Source organism: Marinomonas epiphytica (genome assembly GCF_054780655.1).
This window is the reverse complement of the sequence record NZ_BAAGVX010000002.1, coordinates 171002-190263: the sequence shown is the minus strand read 5'-3', so window position 1 is coordinate 190263 and position 19262 is coordinate 171002. Positions and strand designations below refer to the sequence as shown.

Below are 19262 nucleotides of genomic sequence, written 5' to 3'. Positions count from 1 at the left end.
TATGAGTAACACTTTAACTATTGCCCTTTCTAAGGGGCGTATACTTGGCGAAACTTTGCCATTACTTGAAAAAGCCAACATTGTTCCTGCGGAAGACATCCACAAGAGCCGTAAACTGATTTTTGATACCAATCACGAGCATATCAAATTAGTTATTTTGCGAGCGACTGATGTACCAACTTATGTAGAGCACGGCATCGCAGATTTTGGTGTGTCAGGTAAAGATGTCTTAATGGAAGCATCCACAAAGAACTTATATGAATTGTTGGATCTAAAAATCTCTAAGTGCCGTTTGATGACGGCTGGCGTAGTAGGGCAAGCTCTACCGAATCGTCGCTTAAAAGTCGCATCAAAGTTTTCTAAAACCGCTAAAGCCTACTTTGCGGAACAAGGTATTCAAGCCGATGTTATTAAGCTGTATGGCGCAATGGAACTGGCGCCGATTATGGGCTTAGCTGATCTAATCGTAGACATTGTTGATACCGGCAATACGCTTAAAGCCAATGGCCTAGAAGCAAGAGAATTGATTGCTCCTATCAGTACGCGTTTGGTAGTCAATAAGGCGGCTTATAAAACCAAATATGGGCAAATCGAACCCATCATTGACATGATTCGAAATGCTGTAGAAGACAACGAGGGTGAATAATTGGAACTAACGATTCGTGAATTTTCTTCTAAGCAAGAAGGCTTTCGCAGCGAGCTTGATGCTTTACTTGCTTGGGATTCGGTTTCTGATGCGGGCGTACAAGAAGCGGTAACTAATATTGTTACTCGAGTGCGCGCAGAAGGGGATCAGGCTGTTATTGAATTTACTAACCAGTTTGACCGACGCGATGTGGAACAGGCCCATGAGTTAGAAATCTCTCGTGAGCAAATGGCACAGGCGAAACAGCGTATTAGCCCTGAACTGGTAGCAAGTTTAGAGGCCGCGGCAGCACGTGTGCATTCTTACCACGAGCGTCAAAAGCAGCCATCGTGGCAGTATGAAGAAGATGATGGCACCGTATTAGGCCAAAAAGTCACCCCATTAGACCGTGTGGGCGTATATGTTCCTGGCGGCAAGGCAGCTTACCCATCTTCTGTATTGATGAATGTCATGCCTGCTAAGGTGGCCGGTGTTGGTGAAATTATCATGGTGGTGCCAACCCCTGATGGCTATGTTAATGACATCGTGTTGACTGCCGCTTACATTGCAGGTGTTGACCGAGTGTTTACAATAGGTGGTGCTCAGGCAGTGGCGGCGTTGGCTTATGGCACACAAACCATTCCTAAAGTCGATAAAATAGTTGGGCCAGGTAATATTTACGTGGCAACAGCAAAGCGCATGGTATTTGGCGCTGTTGGTATTGATATGATCGCAGGGCCATCGGAGATCTTAGTGGTTTGCGACGGCAAAACTGACCCAGATTGGATTGCTATGGATTTGTTTTCCCAAGCAGAGCACGATGAAGATGCGCAATCTATATTGATTTCTCCTGATAAGCGGTTCATTGATGATGTTAAACGCTCAATGGAGCGTTTAATAGAGACGCAAAGTCGACAAGACATAATCAAAACCTCACTAGAAGGTCGCGGTGCTTTTATCCATGTGGAAGATATGGAAGAAGCAATAGACATCGCAAATGTCGTGGCGGCTGAACATTTAGAGCTTTCTGTGGATGAGCCAGAAGTTTGGGCCCAAAAAATTCGCCATGCGGGCGCTATTTTTATGGGCAGGCATACTCCAGAGGCTTTGGGAGATTACTGTGCAGGACCAAATCACGTATTGCCAACCTCTGGCACGGCACGTTTTTCATCGCCGCTGGGTGTTTATGACTTTCAAAAACGCAGTTCATTGATTAACTGTTCACCTGAGGGCGCGAGTAACCTGGCAAAAATTGCGTCGCCTTTGGCGCGTGGAGAGTCTTTGGAAGCTCATGCTATGTCGGCTGAATATCGTATTCTCGATGGGAAGCAAGGTGAGTAAGCCGCATCCGCCAGCCTTATATGTATTGAGAAGAATTACGCGGGTGCTCGCCTTAGTGATTCTTCTTGTCATTGCTCTTGGCTTTGTTTTGCCGACAGATTATCGAGTCGAACGTAGTGTAATAATTCAAGCAGTGCCTGATACAGTAAGTCATGCCGTGCTTAATCAAGAAAGCTTGAGCCAGTGGATGTACATCCAAGATGGTCAGTTAGTACCGAATAAGCGACAGCTGAAAGTGGGCGAACAAGTTGCGATTGTATATCAAAATACAGACCAGCAAGGTGTGTTAACCATCAATGATGTTAACGAGCAGGGAGTTCGTTTTACCGTGTCTCCTAAACCTAGTGTGGAGCCAGTATCGAATCGTATTTCGATCACCAGCGAACAAGGCCAGACACAGGTTCGGTGGGTCATTGAAGGGGAATTGAAGGTCGGTTTGCTAAGCCCATACGTTGCATTTTTTGCTAACGACATTGCAGGGCGAAACTTTGAGCTAAGTTTGCAGCGTTTGAAAGCCTTATTAGAAAACTAAAAGGCTGTCAGTTATTAAATTGAGGGGCTAGGGTAATATCTGCCATGAATGATTGGCTACCTCGGCTGCCGACAATGGAAATAATACTGCCGGGTTTCATAGAAGTGATGTAGCTTTTCATTTTGTTGGGATCTTTGCTGTTAATATTGTTCACTTTTATTATGATATCTCCAACTTTAAACCCGGCTTTTTGAGCTGGGCTGTTAGGGAATACCTGACTAACTAATAGGCCTTTTGAGTGAAGAGCGTGTTGGTTGCGTTCCTGTAAGGCTGTAATGCTCTGCACTTCCATGCCAAGATAGCCTCTCTCTATATGACCATTTTGAATTAACTCCTTCATGATTTTGATGGCATCGTTAACTGGTGTGGCAAAACCAATTCCTTGAGAGCCTGTTGTACTGGAATAAATAGCAGAGCTGATCCCGACAAGTTGCCCCTGCAGATTCACGAGTGCTCCCCCCGAGTTACCAGGGTTGATGGCAGCGTCCGTTTGTAGAAAGTTTTCGTAAGTGTTTAGGCCAATGCTGTTTCTGCCTTTGGCGCTAATGATCCCGGCAGTAACGGTTTGGCCTATATCATAAGGGTTGCCAATGGCGAGGATTTGATCCCCAACGACTAGGCTTTGGCTATCGCCCAGCTCTATATGAGGTAGTTTGCGCGAATCAATCTTGAGTACGGCTAAATCTGTGGCAGGGTCGGAGCCGACGAGCTTGGCATCAAGGTGGCGATCATCATATAGTCTGACGGTAATGCTGGTGGAGTTTTGAATGACGTGGTGATTAGTCAGAATATAGCCTTGAGAATCTATAATCACTCCAGAACCTAGGTTAATGCTGTAAGATCCTTGGTTACCAATGAGCTCGTCTTTTTCAGAAACTTCAGTGTATATACTCACTACAGCAGGTATGGCTTTGTTGACTGAGTAGCTATAGCCCCGAGTCTGGTTCTGGTGGAATGTTTGTATGAGTAGTGCAGCCAGACCTATACAAATGCCAAGTAAGGCGGCGATAATAAGCCAAAGCCAATGTGTCTTAATAGTCATAAGAATGTAAGGATATATTTTGTTACGCAGTGAATTTGAAAGAATACTAGATCACACCCTAACTCCCAAGCGATTTAAAGATTATGCGCCAAATGGGTTACAAGTTGAGGGAAAAACTGAAATAAATAAAGTCATTACAGGGGTGACAGCCTGCCAAGCTCTGATTGATGTTGCTGTGGCTGAGCAAGCGGATGCGATTTTGGTTCATCATGGTTATTTTTGGAAAGGGGAAGCGCCTACTATAACCGGTATGAAATACCGCCGTATCAGTGCTTTAATCAAAAACGATATTAATTTGTATGGCTACCATTTACCTTTAGATGCGCATCCTAGTTTGGGGAATAATGCAGGTCTTGCCAATGCGCTCGGTTTAGAAAGCCGATTCGGGTTACAAGCAGGCGTGCCACTTGATGAGGCGATCGGTCTGGTTGGAGAGCTCCCCGAGCCTTTATCAGTCACTGCGTTTAAATCTTTAATAGAGTCGGCTGTGCAAAGAGATGTTTTGTTTGAATCGGCTGGGCCAAGTCAAATTCGATCGGTCGCTTTGTGTACAGGTGGTGCTCAAGGCTATATAGAACAGGCAGTCGCAGCTCAAGCAGATGTTTTTATTACAGGGGAAGTGTCAGAACAGACCATTCATATTGCTCGAGAAATGGGTATTCACTTTATTGCAGCAGGTCATCATGCAACAGAGCGTTTTGGGGCTCGCTCAATGGCGAAGTTTTTACGCGAGGAGCACGGCCTAGACTCTCAATTTGTTGATATTGATAGCCCTGCCTAATGGCAGACATAAAAAAGAGAGCCGCGGCTCTCTTTTTTATGTCTGCCATTAAGTACTATTTAAATGGTACGGTTTGGCTCGATGGTCTCGTTGTCTTTTGGTAAACCAAATTTTTCACTTAGCATGCCCTCATCGGTTTCTGACTTAATTGCATAGTCACGAGGTGGGGCAGTAACCTCACTTTCAGGAGACGGTTCGGCATCAGGATTTGCTGTCTGTGGTGCACTAATGCTGATGTTGCTAAGTTGTTTTGCACCGCTGCTTAGGTTTTGGCGCAATTCGGTTAAGCGTTTTTCTGCAGCCTGAAGTTGCTGGTCGCTGTCGGAGAAAAAGTTATCAATGATAACCTGGTTTTTATCCAGTTCTTGTTGCAATGATTGAACGCTTGCTGCACTTGCTGCTGAAGGGCTGCTCGCTGTGTGGTTGCCTTTTGAAGAGAGGCTTTTAAAGGCAAAGGTTGCGATACAACCAATAATAATGCCGGTGACAAATATAATGATGTTAAATTCTTCAGTGATCATGACTTACTCCCAAAATCGATAGGCCATTATAGCCGATTTCCTAGCAATGATAATAGCGCGGTAGCTGTTGTTTAAGAAGTTATTTGTTAGAATAGATCCCAACAAATTGGCTACCACGAAGAGATATAATGACACCCATTACACGATATAAACAGGACCTTGAACGCGAAGATTTTCATTATGACCCCGCTCAAGAGGAGGCCGTTGAGGCGTTACAAGAGTTGTTTGAACGCTTGGTTAATCGTCAAGATGACACGGGTTCCGGTGGTCTGTTCTCTCGTTTTCGTAAGAAAAAGGCGAAAGAAGTCGAGACAGGGTTGTACTTCTGGGGTGGTGTTGGGCGTGGTAAAACCTATCTGATGGACACCTTTTTTGACTGCCTTCCGACAGATAAAAAGTTGCGTTTGCACTTCCATCGCTTTATGCAAATGGTGCATCAAGAGATGCGCAAGTTAAAAGATGTGAAAAATCCTTTGGAAATTGTCGGTAAGCAAATTTCTGACAAAGCTGACATTCTGTGCTTCGATGAGTTCTTTGTAACGGACATTACCGACGCTATGATCCTAGCTGGGTTACTCGAAGAGTTGTTTAAAAATGGCACAAGCTTGGTGGCCACCTCTAATATTGAGCCGGATGGTTTGTATAAAAATGGTTTGCAAAGAGCGCGTTTTTTGCCTGCGATAGAACTTGTAAAAAAACACACCAAAATTATGAATGTAGACGGTGGTGTTGACTATCGTTTAAGAACGCTTAAGCAAGCCAAACTGTATCATTTTCCGCTGAATCAAGAAGCAGATGCCGCTCTTGAAGAGCGTTTTATGAGCCTGATTTCTGACGCCTCTCACATTGTTGAAGGTGGTGCAGTTGAAATTGAAGGTCGTGAAATTCCCTTAAAGCGTAGCTGTGAAAGCATGGCTTGGTTTGATATAGAGGCATTATGTGATGGGCCTCGTAGCCAAGTAGATTACATAGAAATTGCGCGCTTATATTCCACAGTAATTATTTCAAACTTACCGCAAATGGATGCAGACAGAGACGACCTTGCTCGTCGTTTTATTAACTTGGTAGACGAGTTTTACGATCGCCACGTCAAGGTGATTTTTTCTGCCGAAGTCGCCATTCCTGAGATATACAAGGGAACTCGGTTGGCCTTCGAATATGATAGAACGATCAGTCGGTTATTAGAAATGCAATCTGAAGAGTACTTGTCTTTAGAGCATCGCCCTGAATAGTGAAATAGGGCTTTCTAATTTCTTTGGTATGCAGTATAATTTGCTCGCCTTTTTTAAGGTAAGTGCACGTTATTTAAAAAATACTTTTTAAATAACCAATAATAATAGGTATGGCATGTTTATACATGCGTATTGATAGGGTTTTTTAATGAAAACTTTTACAGCAAAACCTGCTGAAGTACGCCGCGACTGGTTCGTGGTTGATGCTGAAGGCAAAACACTAGGCCGTTTGGCTACCGAGATTGCTCGCCGTTTACGTGGTAAGCATAAAGCTGAATACACTCCTCACGTTGACACAGGTGACTACATCGTTGTCGTTAACGCTGAGAAAGTTCACGTTACTGGTAACAAAGCTGCTGCTAAACAATACTACCGCCACACTGGTTACCCAGGCGGCTTACGCTCTATGAATTTCGAGACGCTGATTGATCATGCTCCTGAGCGTGTTCTTGAGATCGCCGTAAAAGGTATGTTGCCAAAAGGTCCTTTGGGCCGTGCAATGCACAAGAAAATGAAAGTGTACGCTGGTTCTGAGCATCCACATGCTGCTCAACAGCCTCAAGAACTTAACATTTAATACGGAAGAACATTATGTCAGCTACTCAATACTACGGTACAGGTCGTCGTAAAACGTCTACCGCTCGTGTGTTTCTTAAGGCCGGTACTGGTAACCTAGTTATCAACAACCGTACTCTTTCTCAATACTTTGGTCGTAAAACGGCTCAAATGGTTGTTCGTCAGCCTCTTGAACTTGTTGAAGCAACTGAAAAGTTTGACGTTTACATCACTGTTAAAGGCGGTGGTATTTCTGGTCAAGCTGGTGCTATCCGCCACGGTATTACTCGTGCCTTGATGCAATACGATGAGTCTCTACGTCGTACTCTACGTTCTGCTGGTTACGTTACTCGTGACTCTCGTGCAGTTGAACGTAAGAAAGTCGGTCTTCGCAAAGCGCGTCGTCGTCCACAATTCTCAAAACGTTAATATTTGTTTTAGAGTTGCTTTTAAAACGCTTGGTGTATTGCGCCAAGCGTTTTTTTGTTTCTAAAAAAAACAAATTAGCGTGTTGAAATTGAATTCATCGAAATAAAATTCGCTGACTTATGTTAGAATGTCGGGAAAGAATTTTTTAAAGATGTGCTGTGAAACAAAAGTACTAAGAATGTGTTTCAAGGCTGTAATCACAGCTTTGGCTTTATCTTAATATTGACTCCTTTAAGGAGTTTTCAATGTATTTTAATAGGGGTTAGACATGGGTGTTATTGCAAAGCGCTCCTCAATGACTTTTTTCTCAGATGGAGAAGATCATTATAGCCATAGAGTTCGTATCGTTTTGGCTGAAAAAGCGGTGACCGTTGATATTATTGATGTAGACCCATTTAATAAACCAGCTGAATTGGCTGATGTGAATCCTTACAATGAATTGCCTGCTTTAGTTGATCGTGATTTGGTGTTGTACGAGCCAAATGTCATGATGGAGTATTTAGATGAGCGTTTCCCTCATCCTCCTTTGTTGCCTGTTTATCCGGTGGCGCGAGCTGAGAGCCGTTTATACATGTATCGCATTCAACGTGACTGGGCGGATTTAGCTGACCTTATTTTGACCAGTAAAGATAAGGAAGCGGTTGCCCAAGCTCAAAAAGAATTGCGTGAGGGTTTGATCAACGTTTCGCCAATTTTTGACGAAAAACCTTACTTCATGAGCGAAGAATTCACCATTGTAGATTGCTGCCTAGCACCTATTTTATGGCGTCTGCCAGTTCTTGGCGTTGAGATTGCTAAGGAACAAGTTCCTTCTTTGTATAAGTATATGGATCTAGTGTTTTCTCGCGAATCGTTCCAAGAAAGCTTGTCTGAAGCTGAACAGGAAATGCGCCTAGACTAATAAAGGGTTGCCTATATTAGTTAGTCAAAAGAAAGGAGCGTAAAGCTCCTTTTTGTTTTAAAAGGATCTCATATGTTAGCTAAACGATCATATTTATTAAATGCTGCCTACGCTTGGGTGTCTGATAACGATATGACACCTTATTTGTTGGTAGATGCAGAATATAAAAATACCATAGTCCCAACTGAGTTTATTCAAGATGGACAAATTGTATTGAATATTAGTATGTCTGCGGTGCGTCACCTGATAATGGATAAGGAAGCAGTGTCTTTTGAGGCCAGATTTGGTGGCAAGCCAATGCAGGTTTATGTGCCAATGGGAGCAGCATTGGCCTTATACGCTAAGGAAAATGGCGATGGCTTCGTCTTTCCAGAGGAAGAGTTTCCAGATACTCCACCCAGTGAACCAACACCACCAGAGCCGAAAAAAGGCTTTACGCTAAAAGTTGTTAAGTAATCATATTAAAGTAAGTTTGCTGCTTGATAGACTTGCTACTTTATCGCGATAAGTGAGCAAGTCTATCAATGGGTAAGGAGCTATTTATTAGTCTTCGTAGCCGAAAAGTTGGCGTTCAAGTAAGTCAACTAGGGTATGAATAACGGTGAGCTGGCACTCGTGTACTCTTGCTGTTCCTAACAAATTTACTTTGATTTCTGTGTCATCCCGAGAAGTGAGTGACGAGACGTTTTTGGCTTCAGGGCTAGTCAGTGCCACTATATTCATTTTTCGTTCATGAGCGGCTTGAATGCCCTGAATGATAGGGGAAGTATTGCCTCTGTTTGCCACTACAAATAGTATGTCGCCCGCATTCCCAATAGCAGTAATTTGTTTTGAAAACACATCATGGTAGCTGTCATTGTGTGTGACAGAAAGTAGGGTAGCACCATCTCCCGATAAGCTAATAGCGGGTAAGCCTGGTCTTTCTCTATCGAGTCGATCTAATAATAGAGTGCTGAAGTACTGAGCTAGGTGTGAGCCGGTGCTATTGCCTATGCAAACGACTTTCCCGCCCGCGGCAATGCTGTTAAAAATGACTCTTGCTGCATGTTCAATATAAGGTGGTAAGCCTTCTAGGGCTTGTTGCTTTGCTTCAAAGCTTTGAGCAAATTGGGTGTAAATCGCTTCTTGAAAATCCATAAATTACAGTATGTCTTTAAGCCAAGTTAAATGTTGTCTGTCTATTCTTGTGTCAAATAATACCGCATCAAAGCGGCAAGAGTTAGCTAACTTATTGTTTTTTTGCAGCCAAGTCATAGCACTACGATGAATTTTACGTAATTTTGATGGCGTAATGCTTTCGGCGGCACTGCCGTGGCGTAGGTCAGCACGATACCTTACCTCCACAAAGACGATGGTGTGATGATCTAAAAAAATAAGATCAATCTCACCAGACTTGCAAAAAAAGTTTCTTTCGATGAACGATAAACCTTGTTCGCCAAGATAGTCTTCTGCGAATTGCTCAGCCCTTTGGCCATCATTGGTTGCACCCGTTCTAGGAGTCTTCAGGCGTTTGAAAAAATCGCTCACTTTTCGCATTAACCAAATTTCCTTTTTGGTATGTCATCACTTGCGGACGTTTATGGAACACACCTTCGTCATCTAGGGTGATTGTGCCTGTGTTACCCACAATCCGTGTATTGGGTAATTGTTGGAACAAAGGGTAACGGTTAGCAAGCAAATAACTGTCTGCCCCAAGAGCCTGCAAACGTCTTAATATGTTGGAGCCTGCTTTGGGCGGCAGGTTGCTGTTTGATGTTGTGTTAGCAGTCAGTGCTGGAATCTCCGTAAATAAAATGCGCTCAATATCAGCGAACTTAATGTTTTTTCCCGGCTGGTTATCGTGTAACGAGCTGCTGGCTAACATGGGGATTTTGTCGGCAAAGTAAAAATCGATAAGAGGGCGAATTTGCTTGGCGTCGTCTAATCTACCCACATAAAAAACATAGTCCAGATCTTGGCGTGATCGCACAGTGCTTTCTACTTGTTCGCCTGTCCACCCTTGAATCAAACTTTTGCGCTTTAGGCTTTCATCCACTAAGAGTAGTTTTTGAATCGCATTCTGTCGTCCTAAAGGGCTATTTTCATAGGTTTGATTCGAGGTAATGGTGATCTTTTCTTTATCAGCGGCGTGTAAAAATTCATCTGCTTGTTTTAAGGCCCAGGTGTCTTCTGTGCTTAAAATGGCCGCTTTGTTTGCTCCATGCTTTTTGGCAAAAAGAATCAGTTGCTGAATGTCGTCTTCTGGCGATAGAGAAAAATGATACAAATTGGGGTTAGGGGTATTAATCTCAAGCTGGTTAAGCGCGATGACAGGGTACTCTAGTGCTAATTGGCTGAGTCTTGCGACGGCACTTTTTTGCAAGGGTCCGACAATCACATCCGGTTCTTGTTGGTAGGCAGCGACTAGGGCGTCTTCTATATTATCGTATTGTGCCGTATTAACAATGTAAACGTCTGGTCGTTGGTTTTGTTTATGGTAATAGGCTGCAAAAAAACCATCAATAATAGCTTGCGAAGCGTGTCTTAGGCGGCCAGTGGTCGGTAACATTAACACAATGCGTTGTGCTTCCATTTGCTCAATAGAGGCCATTACCTGGAAATCTTGAGGTGTATTTTGAGCGGCAGGATGGCTGGGGTTTTCTAACTGCCAGTCTTGGTAGGCTTGGAGCTGTTGCTCTAACGACCAAGCTGAGTTGCGTAGAATATCGCTAAGCGCCAGCCAGCCTTCTAAAGAGGGGAGTTGCTCTTCATAAAGTTTGGCCATTTCCATTTCAGACAAATTCTGAATGTCTTGCCATAACAACTCTTCGTTTGCCTGGCCCTCATCAAGTGGTAGGTTGAAACTTAGGTTAAGACGGGCTTTTACGGCTTCAGGCCAGCTGCCAAAGGCTTCTAGAATTTGTGCCTTAGTTAAGTCTAGGGTGTTCTGTTGGTCAGGATGACGTGCTTGGTTTAAGCTCTCAGCCTGATTAATGTAAGTCACACTGGCAATATGATTTTGTATTTTTGCGCTTGCCAGAGCCGCTAAAAGATTCGCATCGAATTCTAATGAAGAAGGGGCGATCAAGACCTTATCTTCTAGCATTTGCAGAGATTGCTGATATAACCCCGCGTCGTAGTAGTCTTGTGCAGCTTGAAAGTCACTTTCAATGGCCGCATTGGCGCTGCTGGTGTGAGGGTGGAAAATGCTGTCAGGAACCGTGTTTTCTTCGTTAGTACTGGTGTTTGCTGGTGTTTGCACCACAGTGAATGATTGTGGTGTATTTAAATCTAACGAGCCACAGGCACTAAGCAGAAAAGTACCTAGAGTTAATGGTATGATGCGTTGCGAAAATGAGATCATAAGCGGCACAATTTAATAGAACAAAGAGGCGACATGTTAGCACATAGTTCGGATGATGTTAGGGGCACACTTCACATAGTTGCGACCCCGATTGGAAATTTAGACGACTTTAGTAAAAGAGCGGAACAAACTTTACGAGATGTAGACTATATTGGTGCAGAAGATACCCGCCATACTAAGCGCTTACTGAATCATTTTGGAATCGAAGCCAAGTTATTCTCCCTCCATGACCATAACGAGAAAGACAAAGCGAATTATGTGGCCAGTTTGTTGGAAGAAGGGAAAAATGTTGCTTTGGTGTCTGACGCGGGTACGCCTTTAATTTCTGACCCAGGTTATCATATTGTGTCTAATTTACGGGAAAAAGGCTTGCGAGTATCCCCTGTACCGGGAGCGTGTGCTTTCATTGCGGCTCTATGTGCTTCAGGATTGGCGACAGACCAATTTTTCTTTGCGGGTTTTGTGCCTGCAAAATCTAAAGCCCGTTGCGACCTCTACGAGAGTTGGCAGTCTCAAGCTGGTACCGTGGTTTTCTATGAATCTACCCACCGTATCTACGATTCGATACAAGATTTAGACAAAGTATATGGTGATAGAGTGCAGGTTGTCATTGGCCGAGAAGTCACTAAAACCTTTGAGACCTTTTTGTCTGGTACGCCAAGTGAGCTGCTTACTCAATTTGATCAAGACGCCAACCAAATGCGTGGTGAGTTTGTAGTGATGCTGCAAATTGAAAAAATCGAAGCCAGTGCTGCAGAACAAGAGGCACAAAGGGTATTGGCGATACTTTTAGAAGATCTGCCGGTTAAACAAGCTGCTGCTATGGCAGCTAAATTAACCGGTGAAAAGAAAAACGCCCTATACAAAATGGCTTTAGAGATGAATCAATAACCGAAAGTTTTTCTCACTCCGATAGGTGAACAAGTTTACAGCTTGCTTTTTCTCAGTATACTAAGCGTCACTTGTCGGAGTGCCATATGGCTGAGATCGTACAAATAAGTACGGGATCCGCAGAACCTGATCGGGCTAATCCCCGCGTAGGAAACAAGAAAATCATTTTTCTTTTCTGCATTTTGTCGGTTTGTCTTCGCAAGTTGAATAGGGTGCAGCTACATACCTAATCAACTTGCTTTGAGTTAAACCTTCATTGTTAAGCAGTAAGTCGATATGAGTCTATCGAGCCTGCTTAAAGCGCATTTCAGACAAGCAATTTCCATAACAATATTAAAGGGAACTGCTTAATGTCGAATCCAACAACACCTAAAAGAATATCTAAGTCCAGTCGCGAAGCGTCACGTTTGCAAGCAAAGCAATTCATCGATAGCTTACAAGCAACGCCTTTTCCTGCTTCGGAACGCATTTATGTGCAAGGTAGTCAGGAAACCATCCGAGTTCCTATGCGGAAAATCCATCTTACCGATACCGTCGTTGGTTCGGACCCCGCCAAATTAACTTTTGAGCCAAATGAGCCTGTGTATGTCTACGACTGCTCTGGTCCATACGGTGACATAAATAACAAAATTGATGTTTATAAAGGCATTGATGCCATTAGAGCGAGTTGGATAGAGCAGCGTGATGATACTCAAGAATTAGATGCGGTTTCGTCTGAGTTTGCTCAATCTCGCTTGGCAGACAGTCGTTTAGACGAATTGCGTTTTAAAGCATTGCCAACAGTCCGAAAGGCGAAGTCTGGTCAGTGCGTAACGCAAATGCACTATGCCAAGAAGGGTATCATCACCCCAGAAATGGAATACATTGCTATTCGTGAAAACCAGAATTTAGCGGCCATTCAGAGTGAGCTGTTATTAAAACAACACCCAGGCCAGAGCTTTGGCGCCAATATTCAAGAGCAAATCACCCCCGAGTTTATTCGCGACGAAGTAGCCAAAGGTCGAGCGATTATCCCGAATAATATTAACCACCCAGAATCAGAGCCTATGATCATAGGGCGAAACTTTCTGGTTAAAGTGAATGCGAATATTGGCAACTCTGCTGTTACATCATCCATTGAAGAAGAGGTCGAAAAATTAGTGTGGTCGACTCGCTGGGGGGCCGATACCGTGATGGATTTGTCCACGGGGAAAAACATTCATGAAACCCGTGAATGGATTCTAAGAAACTCGCCTGTGCCAATTGGTACTGTCCCTATTTATCAGGCTTTAGAAAAAGTGGATGGTGTGGCGGAAGATCTAAATTGGCAGGTATTTCGAGACACACTAATAGAGCAAGCGGAGCAGGGAGTAGATTATTTTACGATTCATGCCGGTGTGTTATTACGTTTTGTACCAATGACGGCAAAACGATTGACGGGGATTGTTTCTCGTGGCGGCTCGATTATGGCTAAATGGTGTCTGGCCCATCATGAAGAAAACTTTTTATATACCCGCTTTAGAGAAATTTGTGAGATTTGTGCAGCCTACGACGTGTCGCTGTCGTTAGGAGATGGTTTGCGTCCTGGCTCCATTATGGACGCCAACGATGAAGCTCAAATGTCAGAACTGCGTACATTAGGTGAGCTGACAAAGGTGGCTTGGGAATACGATGTGCAAGTCATGATTGAAGGGCCAGGCCATGTTCCTATGCAACTTATTGAAGAAAACATGCATGAGCAATTAGAGCATTGTCATGAAGCACCTTTCTACACCTTAGGGCCCTTAACGCAAGATATTGCGCCAGGCTATGACCATATTACCTCAGGTATAGGCGCCGCCCAAATAGGTTGGTATGGGTGTGCTATGTTGTGTTATGTGACCCCCAAAGAACATTTAGGTTTGCCTAATAAAGAAGATGTAAAGCAGGGCTTAATTACCTATAAAATTGCGGCTCATGCCGCTGATTTGGCGAAAGGTCACCCCGGCGCTCAAATTCGTGATAACGCTTTATCCAAAGCACGTTTTGAGTTCCGTTGGGAGGACCAATTTAACCTCGCGCTAGACCCTGAAACAGCACGCCAGTACCACGACGAAACCTTGCCTCAAGCCTCTGGTAAGGTGGCCCACTTTTGTTCTATGTGTGGCCCGAAGTTTTGTTCTATGAAAATCACTCAAGAAGTACGTGACTACGCCAAAGATCTAGAAGTACAGGCTTTAACTTTACCGGATGTAGAGGCTGATCAAGGCATGCAAAAAATGTCAGAGCAGTTTCGTGAATTAGGCAGTCAGGTGTATTTAAGCCAAGATAAATTAGTGTCCTCAGAGTTAGAACCCTTTGCTCCGATGGATAAAGAAAAAATGGGGCTTTACCCTGTTGTAGATACATTAGAGTGGCTGGAGTGTGTCCTAAAGCAAGGTGTTAAGCTGGCCCAATTGCGTATTAAAGAGCCCGATTATAGTCAGCTTAAAGAGCAAATTGCCCAGGCGATTGCCCTAGGTGAACAATACCAAGCCCAAGTATTCATTAATGATTTCTGGCAATTGGCCATTGAGCTTGGCGCTTATGGCGTTCACTTGGGCCAAGAAGATTTACAAGTCGCAGATTTACAGAAAATACAGCAAGCAGGGTTGCGTTTTGGGGTCAGCACTCACGATGAACAAGAGCTTAAGCAAGCTCTGCACCTCAAACCCAGCTATGTGGCATTGGGGCACATTTTTCCTACTCAAACTAAACAAATGCCATCTCAACCTCAAGGTTTAACAGAGCTTGCTAGGCAAGTGGCTTTAATTGATGGTGCTGTACCTACTGTGGCCATTGGTGGCATTAGCCAAGAACGTTTTGCCAGTGTTGTGAAAACGGGCGTAGACAGCGTGGCGGTGGTCACCGCAATTACTCAGTCACAGAATCCTGAGCGAGTGATAAAACAGCTTATGTCGGAATGCTTACAGCCAGTAGGAACAAAGCCATGACCCAAAAGTGTCTAATCCAATTGAATGATGAAGCCTATCATTTTGCGGGCCAAACTCTTGCTGACCTGTTAGTAGAGCTAGAAAGCGAGGGGCGAGGGTTGGCCATTGCTTTGAATCAGCAAGTGGTACCCAAAAGCCTATGGGCTTCTACCACCCTTGAGGCAGGGCAACATGTTTATATATTTGAATCGATTGCAGGAGGATAGAAATGGAACCTTTAGTCATTGCCGGTCATGAGTTTCAATCGCGCTTATTCACAGGGACAGGAAAATACGCCAGTGCTGATACCATGATGAACTCATTGCTGGCCAGTGAAACGCAACTGGTGACCTTGTCATTAAGGCGCATGGACCTGCAAAATCAGTCTGATAATATTTTGCAGCCTTTACAGCAACAGGGCTTAAAACTATTGCCAAATACATCGGGTGCCAGAACCGCAAAAGAAGCCGTGTTTGCCGCAGAATTGGCCCGGGAAGCTCTGCAAACAAACTGGGTGAAATTAGAAATTCACCCAGACCCAAGGTATTTAATGCCAGACGGAATGGAAACCTTGCTTGCCGCTGAAGAGTTGGTCAAAAAAGGCTTTGTTGTCATGCCTTATGTGCATGCTGACCCCGTTTTATGTAAGCGTTTGGAAGAAGTCGGTAGTCAGTGCGTCATGCCGCTTGGGTCGCCTATCGGTTCAAATATGGGCTTGGCAAGCCGTCCATTTTTAGAAATTATCATAGAGCAAAGTAATGTGCCCGTCATTGTGGATGCAGGAATAGGGGCACCATCGGATGCTGCATTGGCGTTAGAAATTGGCGCTGACGCTGTTTTAGTCAATACCGCGATGGCGGTTGCGAAACAGCCAGTTCCAATGGCGCAGGCTTTTAAAATGGCGGTGCAAGCGGGGCGTATGGCATATGAAGCAGGCCTAGGTGAGAAACAGGTGAAGGCACAAGCGTCGAGCCCATTAACCGAGTTTCTTGGGGCGCTATCGTGACACAATCCCTAATTGGTACAGATCGAAAGGATAAACTTGCTCCTGTGCAGAGCCCAGCTGTAGCTGGGCAGTTCAGCGCTTGGCTGGAGCAAGTACAGTGGTCTCAAGTAGAAAAACGTCAGCAGCATTACAAGGAATCCGATGTTTTACGTGCTCTTGCTAAAACGAAACGTAATGTTGACGATTTTGCCGCGCTCATTTCGCCTGCGGCGGAACCATTTTTATTAGAAATGGTGGCCCAAAGTGAGCAAATGACAAAGCAAAGGTTTGGAAACACCATGAGTTTGTTTGCTCCTTTGTACCTGTCGAATACCTGTGCCAATGAGTGTACTTATTGTGGCTTTTCCATGAGCAATGCCATTAAGCGTTTAACTTTGAATGAAGGGCAAATAGCCGCGGAAATTGCGGCCATTAAAGGCAAGGGATTTGATCATATCCTTTTGGTCACTGGTGAGACGAAACGTGTCTCTATGCCATACTTTGAAAAAATGCTGCCCCACATAAAGCCTCATTTTAGTCAGCTGTCTATGGAGGTTCAGCCTTTAGAAACCCATGAATACGCAAAGTTACAGCAATTAGGTCTTGATGCGGTATTGGTCTACCAAGAGACTTACTCAAAAAATACTTACTTGGAGCACCATTTACGAGGCAATAAAGGCAACTTTAATTACCGCTTGGATGCTCCAGATCGCTTGGGTAAAGCGGGCATCCATAAAATTGGTTTAGGGGTGCTTTTGGGGCTTGATGACTGGCGAACCGATTCCGTTATGATGGCGCATCATCTAAGACATTTACAAAAACACTATTGGCGCAGTCGCTTTAGCGTTGCCTTCCCGAGAATTCGACCTTGTGAAGGAGGTATTGAGCCAAAATCTGTAATCAGTGACCGCCAACTGGTTCAGCTAATTGCCGCATGGCGTCTTTTTGACCCTGACGTGGAAATGAGCTTATCTACCCGTGAGTCTCCTGAGTTTCGTAATCATGCTATTAACATGGGCTTTACCACCATGAGTGCTGAATCGAAAACCCAACCTGGTGGTTATGCTGATGACGCACAACAAGCTCTTGAGCAGTTCGAAATCAGTGATGAACGCAATGTTCAAGAGATTGCGGCCATGATCCGAGGGCAAGGGAAAGATGTGGTTTGGAAAGATTGGGACCCAGCATTGTGTTGAGGCTATGGGCTTGGTTGGGGAGTTAGATAGCTGGTTATTGTTTTGCATTTACTTGCGCCTGTCTCGTTCCTCGACGCATCAGCGCAAATGTACAACCACAACCTTCGTGCTGATCGGTGGAAATAATACAGGTTGTGCTTCATATTTACTTGCGCCTGTCTCGTTCCTCGACGCATCAGCGCAAATGCCAAAACAACAACCTTCGTGCTGAGTGGTGGCAACAATACAGGTTGTGCTTCACATTGACTTGCGCCTGTTTCGTTCCTCAACGCGTCGGCGTAAATGCACAACCGCAACCTTCGTGCTGATCGGTGGCAACAATACAGGTTGTGCTTTACATTTACTTGCGCCTGTTTCGTTCCTCAACGCGTCAGCGTAAATGCACAACCACAACCTTCGTGCTGAGTGGTGGCAGCAATATAGGTTGTGCCTTATTGCAAATACATCAAGCAAAGTAACTTGATTGAAGTAGGGGGGGAAAGGTAAGCGCGACCTGAAGGTGGCGCGCTTAGATAGCTGATGAGAACTATTGGGCGTGGATAATCTCTGTAATGCCTTGAGCAGAAAAGATTTCAATCCAATATCCGTCTGGATCTTGTATGAAAGCCAAGCCTTTCATAGAGCCGTCGTCGGGCTTTTTAACAAAATTTACGCCATACTTTTCAAAGCGTTCGCAGGCTTCATAGACATTAGGAACGCTGATGCCAATATGGCCAAAGCCTTTCGGCGCGTCGTTACCATTGTGGTAACCTGCAAAACTGTCGTCGTTTTCACTGCCCCAGTTATGGGTGAGCTCTACTAAGGCAGGGCGTTTAAATACCCACGCGGTTTTTTTTGGGCCATCTTCTTCGGGTAAGTTTTCTTCATAACCCAAAAAGTACAGGGTGAACTTCATGGTAGGGAAGTCGTATTTGCCTAGTAGTTTCATACCCAAGACATTTTGATAAAACGCTAAAGAGGGTTTTGGATCTTTAATGCGTAGCATAGTTTGCTGCATCACATATCCTTTGGTTGCCTGAGATATTGCTTCGGGTGACTCGTTGAATGATGACATATAGAAAGCCTTTTCTGTAATGAGTTAAGGTATTTTATGAGGTAGCATGGGCGGGGTACAACAAAGAATTTTGCAATCAATGAGGTCATTGTCATTAGTGAGTAGAGGAATCTATGTCTGAATATTATGCAAAAGTGGTTTGGCGGCGTGGTAGTAATGAGGCTTATACAGATAATAAATACAGTCGTGCCCATCAATGGTCGTTTGATGGCGGCTTGAGCGTACCTGCGTCTTCTTCCCCTCATGTGGTGCCAATTCCTTACTCTAATGAAGAAAATTTAGATCCAGAAGAGGCGTTTGTGGCGTCTTTATCCAGTTGTCATATGTTGTTCTTCTTATCCATTGCTGCCCAAAAAGGCTTTGTAGTGGATCAGTACTTGGATAATGCTATCGGTGTAATGGCTAAAAATAGCGCGGAAAAAATGGCCATGACAGAGGTGCGTTTAAGGCCACAAGTCGACTTTTCTGGTGATTCTATTCCTTCTCAAATTGAATTAGAACAAATGCATGAATTAGCCCATAATAAATGCTTTATTGCTAATTCGGTTATCACCAAGGTGGTTACGGAAATACCTAATTAACTCAAGAGAGACGATGGATGGCAAAAATAGAGCTGGACTCAGCAACGAAAGAGAAAATGGTCGACAAATTAAAAGAGTATTTGGAGCAAGAGCTGGATACTCAAATTGGCACTTTTGAAGGAGAATTTCTTTTAGATTTTATCACCGAGCACTTTGCCGCTCCTTTTTATAATCAAGGCTTAGCGGATGCGCAACAAGCATTGATGGCAAAAGTGGAAAGCATTAACGATGATATTTACGGGTTAGAAATGGCTGAAAAGCTCGATTGATGATTAGGTGAAAACACATTGGGCGAACAAACGAATCCGTTTGAACACCCAATG

At 44.2% G+C, this 19262-nt stretch carries 22 protein-coding genes and 1 riboswitch; of the genes, 16 read left to right on the top strand and 6 right to left on the bottom strand.

Features of this window, described 5'->3' with window-relative positions; genetic code table 11:
- The first annotated feature begins 1 nt into the window (after nucleotide 1).
- Genes hisG through ACYVGZ_RS01390 form a run of 3 tightly spaced genes read left to right on the top strand, consistent with a single transcriptional unit; the run spans nucleotide 2 to nucleotide 2498 of the window.
- Entirely contained in the window at nucleotides 2-646 is a 645-nt protein-coding gene (gene hisG, locus ACYVGZ_RS01400; RefSeq protein ID WP_460750126.1) for an ATP phosphoribosyltransferase, read from the top strand.
- On the top strand, nucleotides 647-1966 hold the full coding sequence (gene hisD / locus ACYVGZ_RS01395) for a histidinol dehydrogenase (RefSeq protein WP_460750123.1): 1320 nt from the start codon (nucleotides 647-649) through the stop codon (nucleotides 1964-1966). It abuts the gene before it with no gap.
- Entirely contained in the window at nucleotides 1959-2498 is a 540-nt protein-coding gene (locus ACYVGZ_RS01390) for an SRPBCC family protein (RefSeq protein WP_460750120.1), read from the top strand. Before hisD ends, ACYVGZ_RS01390 begins: the two co-directional genes overlap by 8 nt.
- Before the next feature lie 7 nt (nucleotides 2499-2505).
- Here ACYVGZ_RS01390 and ACYVGZ_RS01385 read toward each other — a convergent pair whose 3' ends face one another.
- On the bottom strand, nucleotides 2506-3540 hold the full coding sequence (locus tag ACYVGZ_RS01385; RefSeq protein WP_460750118.1) for a S1C family serine protease: 1035 nt from the start codon (nucleotides 3538-3540) through the stop codon (nucleotides 2506-2508).
- A gap of 19 nt (nucleotides 3541-3559) precedes the next feature.
- Between ACYVGZ_RS01385 and ACYVGZ_RS01380 the strand changes: the two genes are divergently transcribed.
- Nucleotides 3560-4321, top strand: a complete 762-nt coding sequence (locus ACYVGZ_RS01380) for a Nif3-like dinuclear metal center hexameric protein (RefSeq protein ID WP_460750115.1) — start codon at nucleotides 3560-3562, stop codon at nucleotides 4319-4321.
- 59 nt (nucleotides 4322-4380) lie between these two features.
- Here ACYVGZ_RS01380 and ACYVGZ_RS01375 read toward each other — a convergent pair whose 3' ends face one another.
- Nucleotides 4381-4842 (bottom strand): Z-ring associated ZapG family protein, encoded by a 462-nt coding sequence (locus ACYVGZ_RS01375; protein WP_460750112.1) that lies wholly within the window; start codon nucleotides 4840-4842, stop codon nucleotides 4381-4383.
- Between the two features lie 128 nt (nucleotides 4843-4970).
- Between ACYVGZ_RS01375 and zapE the strand changes: the two genes are divergently transcribed.
- The 5 genes from zapE (at nucleotide 4971) to ACYVGZ_RS01350 (ending at nucleotide 8415) form a co-directional block, all read left to right on the top strand.
- Nucleotides 4971-6074, top strand: a complete 1104-nt coding sequence (zapE, locus tag ACYVGZ_RS01370) for a cell division protein ZapE (protein WP_460750109.1) — start codon at nucleotides 4971-4973, stop codon at nucleotides 6072-6074.
- A gap of 148 nt (nucleotides 6075-6222) precedes the next feature.
- Nucleotides 6223-6651: a 50S ribosomal protein L13 gene (gene rplM / locus ACYVGZ_RS01365; protein WP_460750106.1), complete on the top strand. Its 429-nt coding sequence runs from the start codon at nucleotides 6223-6225 to the stop codon at nucleotides 6649-6651.
- A gap of 14 nt (nucleotides 6652-6665) precedes the next feature.
- A complete protein-coding gene (gene rpsI, locus ACYVGZ_RS01360) occupies nucleotides 6666-7058 on the top strand; it encodes a 30S ribosomal protein S9 (protein WP_460750104.1) in 393 nt (130 codons plus the stop codon).
- A gap of 268 nt (nucleotides 7059-7326) precedes the next feature.
- Nucleotides 7327-7959 (top strand): glutathione S-transferase N-terminal domain-containing protein, encoded by a 633-nt coding sequence (locus tag ACYVGZ_RS01355; protein WP_460750101.1) that lies wholly within the window; start codon nucleotides 7327-7329, stop codon nucleotides 7957-7959.
- Nucleotides 7960-8031: 72 nt separating this feature from the next.
- Nucleotides 8032-8415, top strand: coding sequence for a ClpXP protease specificity-enhancing factor (locus tag ACYVGZ_RS01350; protein WP_460750099.1), 384 nt, complete (start codon nucleotides 8032-8034; stop codon nucleotides 8413-8415).
- Between the two features lie 87 nt (nucleotides 8416-8502).
- Here the strand turns inward: ACYVGZ_RS01350 and ACYVGZ_RS01345 are convergent, their stop codons facing one another.
- Genes ACYVGZ_RS01345 through ACYVGZ_RS01335 form a run of 3 tightly spaced genes read right to left on the bottom strand, consistent with a single transcriptional unit; the run spans nucleotide 8503 to nucleotide 11302 of the window.
- Nucleotides 8503-9096, bottom strand: coding sequence for an SIS domain-containing protein (locus ACYVGZ_RS01345; protein ID WP_460750096.1), 594 nt, complete (start codon nucleotides 9094-9096; stop codon nucleotides 8503-8505).
- Nucleotides 9097-9099: 3 nt separating this feature from the next.
- The gene (locus ACYVGZ_RS01340) at nucleotides 9100-9495 is read right to left on the bottom strand and encodes a YraN family protein (protein WP_460750094.1); all 396 of its coding nucleotides are present in this window, start codon (nucleotides 9493-9495) and stop codon (nucleotides 9100-9102) included.
- Nucleotides 9452-11302 carry a penicillin-binding protein activator gene (locus ACYVGZ_RS01335; protein ID WP_460750092.1) on the bottom strand — a complete coding sequence of 617 codons (1851 nt, stop codon included), beginning with the start codon at nucleotides 11300-11302 and terminating at the stop codon, nucleotides 9452-9454. Before ACYVGZ_RS01335 ends, ACYVGZ_RS01340 begins: the two co-directional genes overlap by 44 nt.
- Nucleotides 11303-11335: 33 nt before the next feature.
- Between ACYVGZ_RS01335 and rsmI the strand changes: the two genes are divergently transcribed.
- The 5 genes from rsmI to thiH all read left to right on the top strand — a co-directional run bounded on the left by rsmI (nucleotide 11336) and on the right by thiH (nucleotide 17304).
- Complete coding sequence (gene rsmI / locus ACYVGZ_RS01330; RefSeq protein ID WP_460750089.1) at nucleotides 11336-12193, top strand: 16S rRNA (cytidine(1402)-2'-O)-methyltransferase; 858 nt, start codon at nucleotides 11336-11338, stop codon at nucleotides 12191-12193.
- 65 nt (nucleotides 12194-12258) lie between these two features.
- Nucleotides 12259-12363, top strand: a riboswitch (TPP riboswitch).
- A 180-nt stretch (nucleotides 12364-12543) separates the two neighbouring features.
- Nucleotides 12544-15144, top strand: coding sequence for a phosphomethylpyrimidine synthase ThiC (gene thiC, locus ACYVGZ_RS01325; RefSeq protein ID WP_460750087.1), 2601 nt, complete (start codon nucleotides 12544-12546; stop codon nucleotides 15142-15144).
- Entirely contained in the window at nucleotides 15141-15350 is a 210-nt protein-coding gene (gene thiS / locus ACYVGZ_RS01320) for a sulfur carrier protein ThiS (RefSeq protein ID WP_460750084.1), read from the top strand. The genes thiC and thiS overlap by 4 nt, the downstream gene beginning before the upstream one ends.
- 2 nt (nucleotides 15351-15352) lie before the next feature.
- Nucleotides 15353-16129, top strand: coding sequence for a thiazole synthase (locus tag ACYVGZ_RS01315; protein ID WP_460750081.1), 777 nt, complete (start codon nucleotides 15353-15355; stop codon nucleotides 16127-16129).
- A complete protein-coding gene (thiH, locus tag ACYVGZ_RS01310) occupies nucleotides 16126-17304 on the top strand; it encodes a 2-iminoacetate synthase ThiH (RefSeq protein WP_460750079.1) in 1179 nt (392 codons plus the stop codon). The genes ACYVGZ_RS01315 and thiH overlap by 4 nt, the downstream gene beginning before the upstream one ends.
- Before the next feature lie 526 nt (nucleotides 17305-17830).
- On the opposite strand, the gene gloA is transcribed toward thiH, so the two are convergent.
- Entirely contained in the window at nucleotides 17831-18358 is a 528-nt protein-coding gene (gene gloA / locus ACYVGZ_RS01305) for a lactoylglutathione lyase (RefSeq protein ID WP_460750076.1), read from the bottom strand.
- A 113-nt stretch (nucleotides 18359-18471) separates the two neighbouring features.
- Here gloA and ACYVGZ_RS01300 point away from each other — a divergent pair, with 113 nt between their 5' ends.
- Nucleotides 18472-18939 (top strand): OsmC family protein, encoded by a 468-nt coding sequence (locus ACYVGZ_RS01300; protein WP_460750073.1) that lies wholly within the window; start codon nucleotides 18472-18474, stop codon nucleotides 18937-18939.
- Between the two features lie 17 nt (nucleotides 18940-18956).
- Nucleotides 18957-19208, top strand: a complete 252-nt coding sequence (locus ACYVGZ_RS01295) for a DUF2164 domain-containing protein (RefSeq protein WP_460750071.1) — start codon at nucleotides 18957-18959, stop codon at nucleotides 19206-19208.
- The last annotated feature ends 54 nt before the right edge of the window (nucleotides 19209-19262 follow it).

What these genes read in the sequence shown, in the direction of transcription:
- ACYVGZ_RS01355 (WP_460750101.1), top strand. Translation starts at nt 7,327, where the DNA reads ATGGGTGTTATTGCAAAGCGCTCCTCAATGACTTTTTTCTCAGATGGA.
- zapE (WP_460750109.1), top strand. Translation starts at nt 4,971, where the DNA reads ATGACACCCATTACACGATATAAACAGGACCTTGAACGCGAAGATTTT.
- thiS (WP_460750084.1), top strand. Translation starts at nt 15,141, where the DNA reads ATGACCCAAAAGTGTCTAATCCAATTGAATGATGAAGCCTATCATTTT.
- rpsI (WP_460750104.1), top strand. Translation starts at nt 6,666, where the DNA reads ATGTCAGCTACTCAATACTACGGTACAGGTCGTCGTAAAACGTCTACC.
- ACYVGZ_RS01385 (WP_460750118.1), bottom strand. Translation starts at nt 3,540, where the DNA reads ATGACTATTAAGACACATTGGCTTTGGCTTATTATCGCCGCCTTACTT.
- rsmI (WP_460750089.1), top strand. Translation starts at nt 11,336, where the DNA reads ATGTTAGCACATAGTTCGGATGATGTTAGGGGCACACTTCACATAGTT.
- ACYVGZ_RS01375 (WP_460750112.1), bottom strand. Translation starts at nt 4,842, where the DNA reads ATGATCACTGAAGAATTTAACATCATTATATTTGTCACCGGCATTATT.
- ACYVGZ_RS01345 (WP_460750096.1), bottom strand. Translation starts at nt 9,096, where the DNA reads ATGGATTTTCAAGAAGCGATTTACACCCAATTTGCTCAAAGCTTTGAA.
- hisG (WP_460750126.1), top strand. Translation starts at nt 2, where the DNA reads ATGAGTAACACTTTAACTATTGCCCTTTCTAAGGGGCGTATACTTGGC.
- ACYVGZ_RS01335 (WP_460750092.1), bottom strand. Translation starts at nt 11,302, where the DNA reads ATGATCTCATTTTCGCAACGCATCATACCATTAACTCTAGGTACTTTT.
- ACYVGZ_RS01350 (WP_460750099.1), top strand. Translation starts at nt 8,032, where the DNA reads ATGTTAGCTAAACGATCATATTTATTAAATGCTGCCTACGCTTGGGTG.
- gloA (WP_460750076.1), bottom strand. Translation starts at nt 18,358, where the DNA reads ATGTCATCATTCAACGAGTCACCCGAAGCAATATCTCAGGCAACCAAA.
- ACYVGZ_RS01340 (WP_460750094.1), bottom strand. Translation starts at nt 9,495, where the DNA reads ATGCGAAAAGTGAGCGATTTTTTCAAACGCCTGAAGACTCCTAGAACG.
- ACYVGZ_RS01295 (WP_460750071.1), top strand. Translation starts at nt 18,957, where the DNA reads ATGGCAAAAATAGAGCTGGACTCAGCAACGAAAGAGAAAATGGTCGAC.
- ACYVGZ_RS01300 (WP_460750073.1), top strand. Translation starts at nt 18,472, where the DNA reads ATGTCTGAATATTATGCAAAAGTGGTTTGGCGGCGTGGTAGTAATGAG.
- thiC (WP_460750087.1), top strand. Translation starts at nt 12,544, where the DNA reads ATGTCGAATCCAACAACACCTAAAAGAATATCTAAGTCCAGTCGCGAA.
- ACYVGZ_RS01315 (WP_460750081.1), top strand. Translation starts at nt 15,353, where the DNA reads ATGGAACCTTTAGTCATTGCCGGTCATGAGTTTCAATCGCGCTTATTC.
- rplM (WP_460750106.1), top strand. Translation starts at nt 6,223, where the DNA reads ATGAAAACTTTTACAGCAAAACCTGCTGAAGTACGCCGCGACTGGTTC.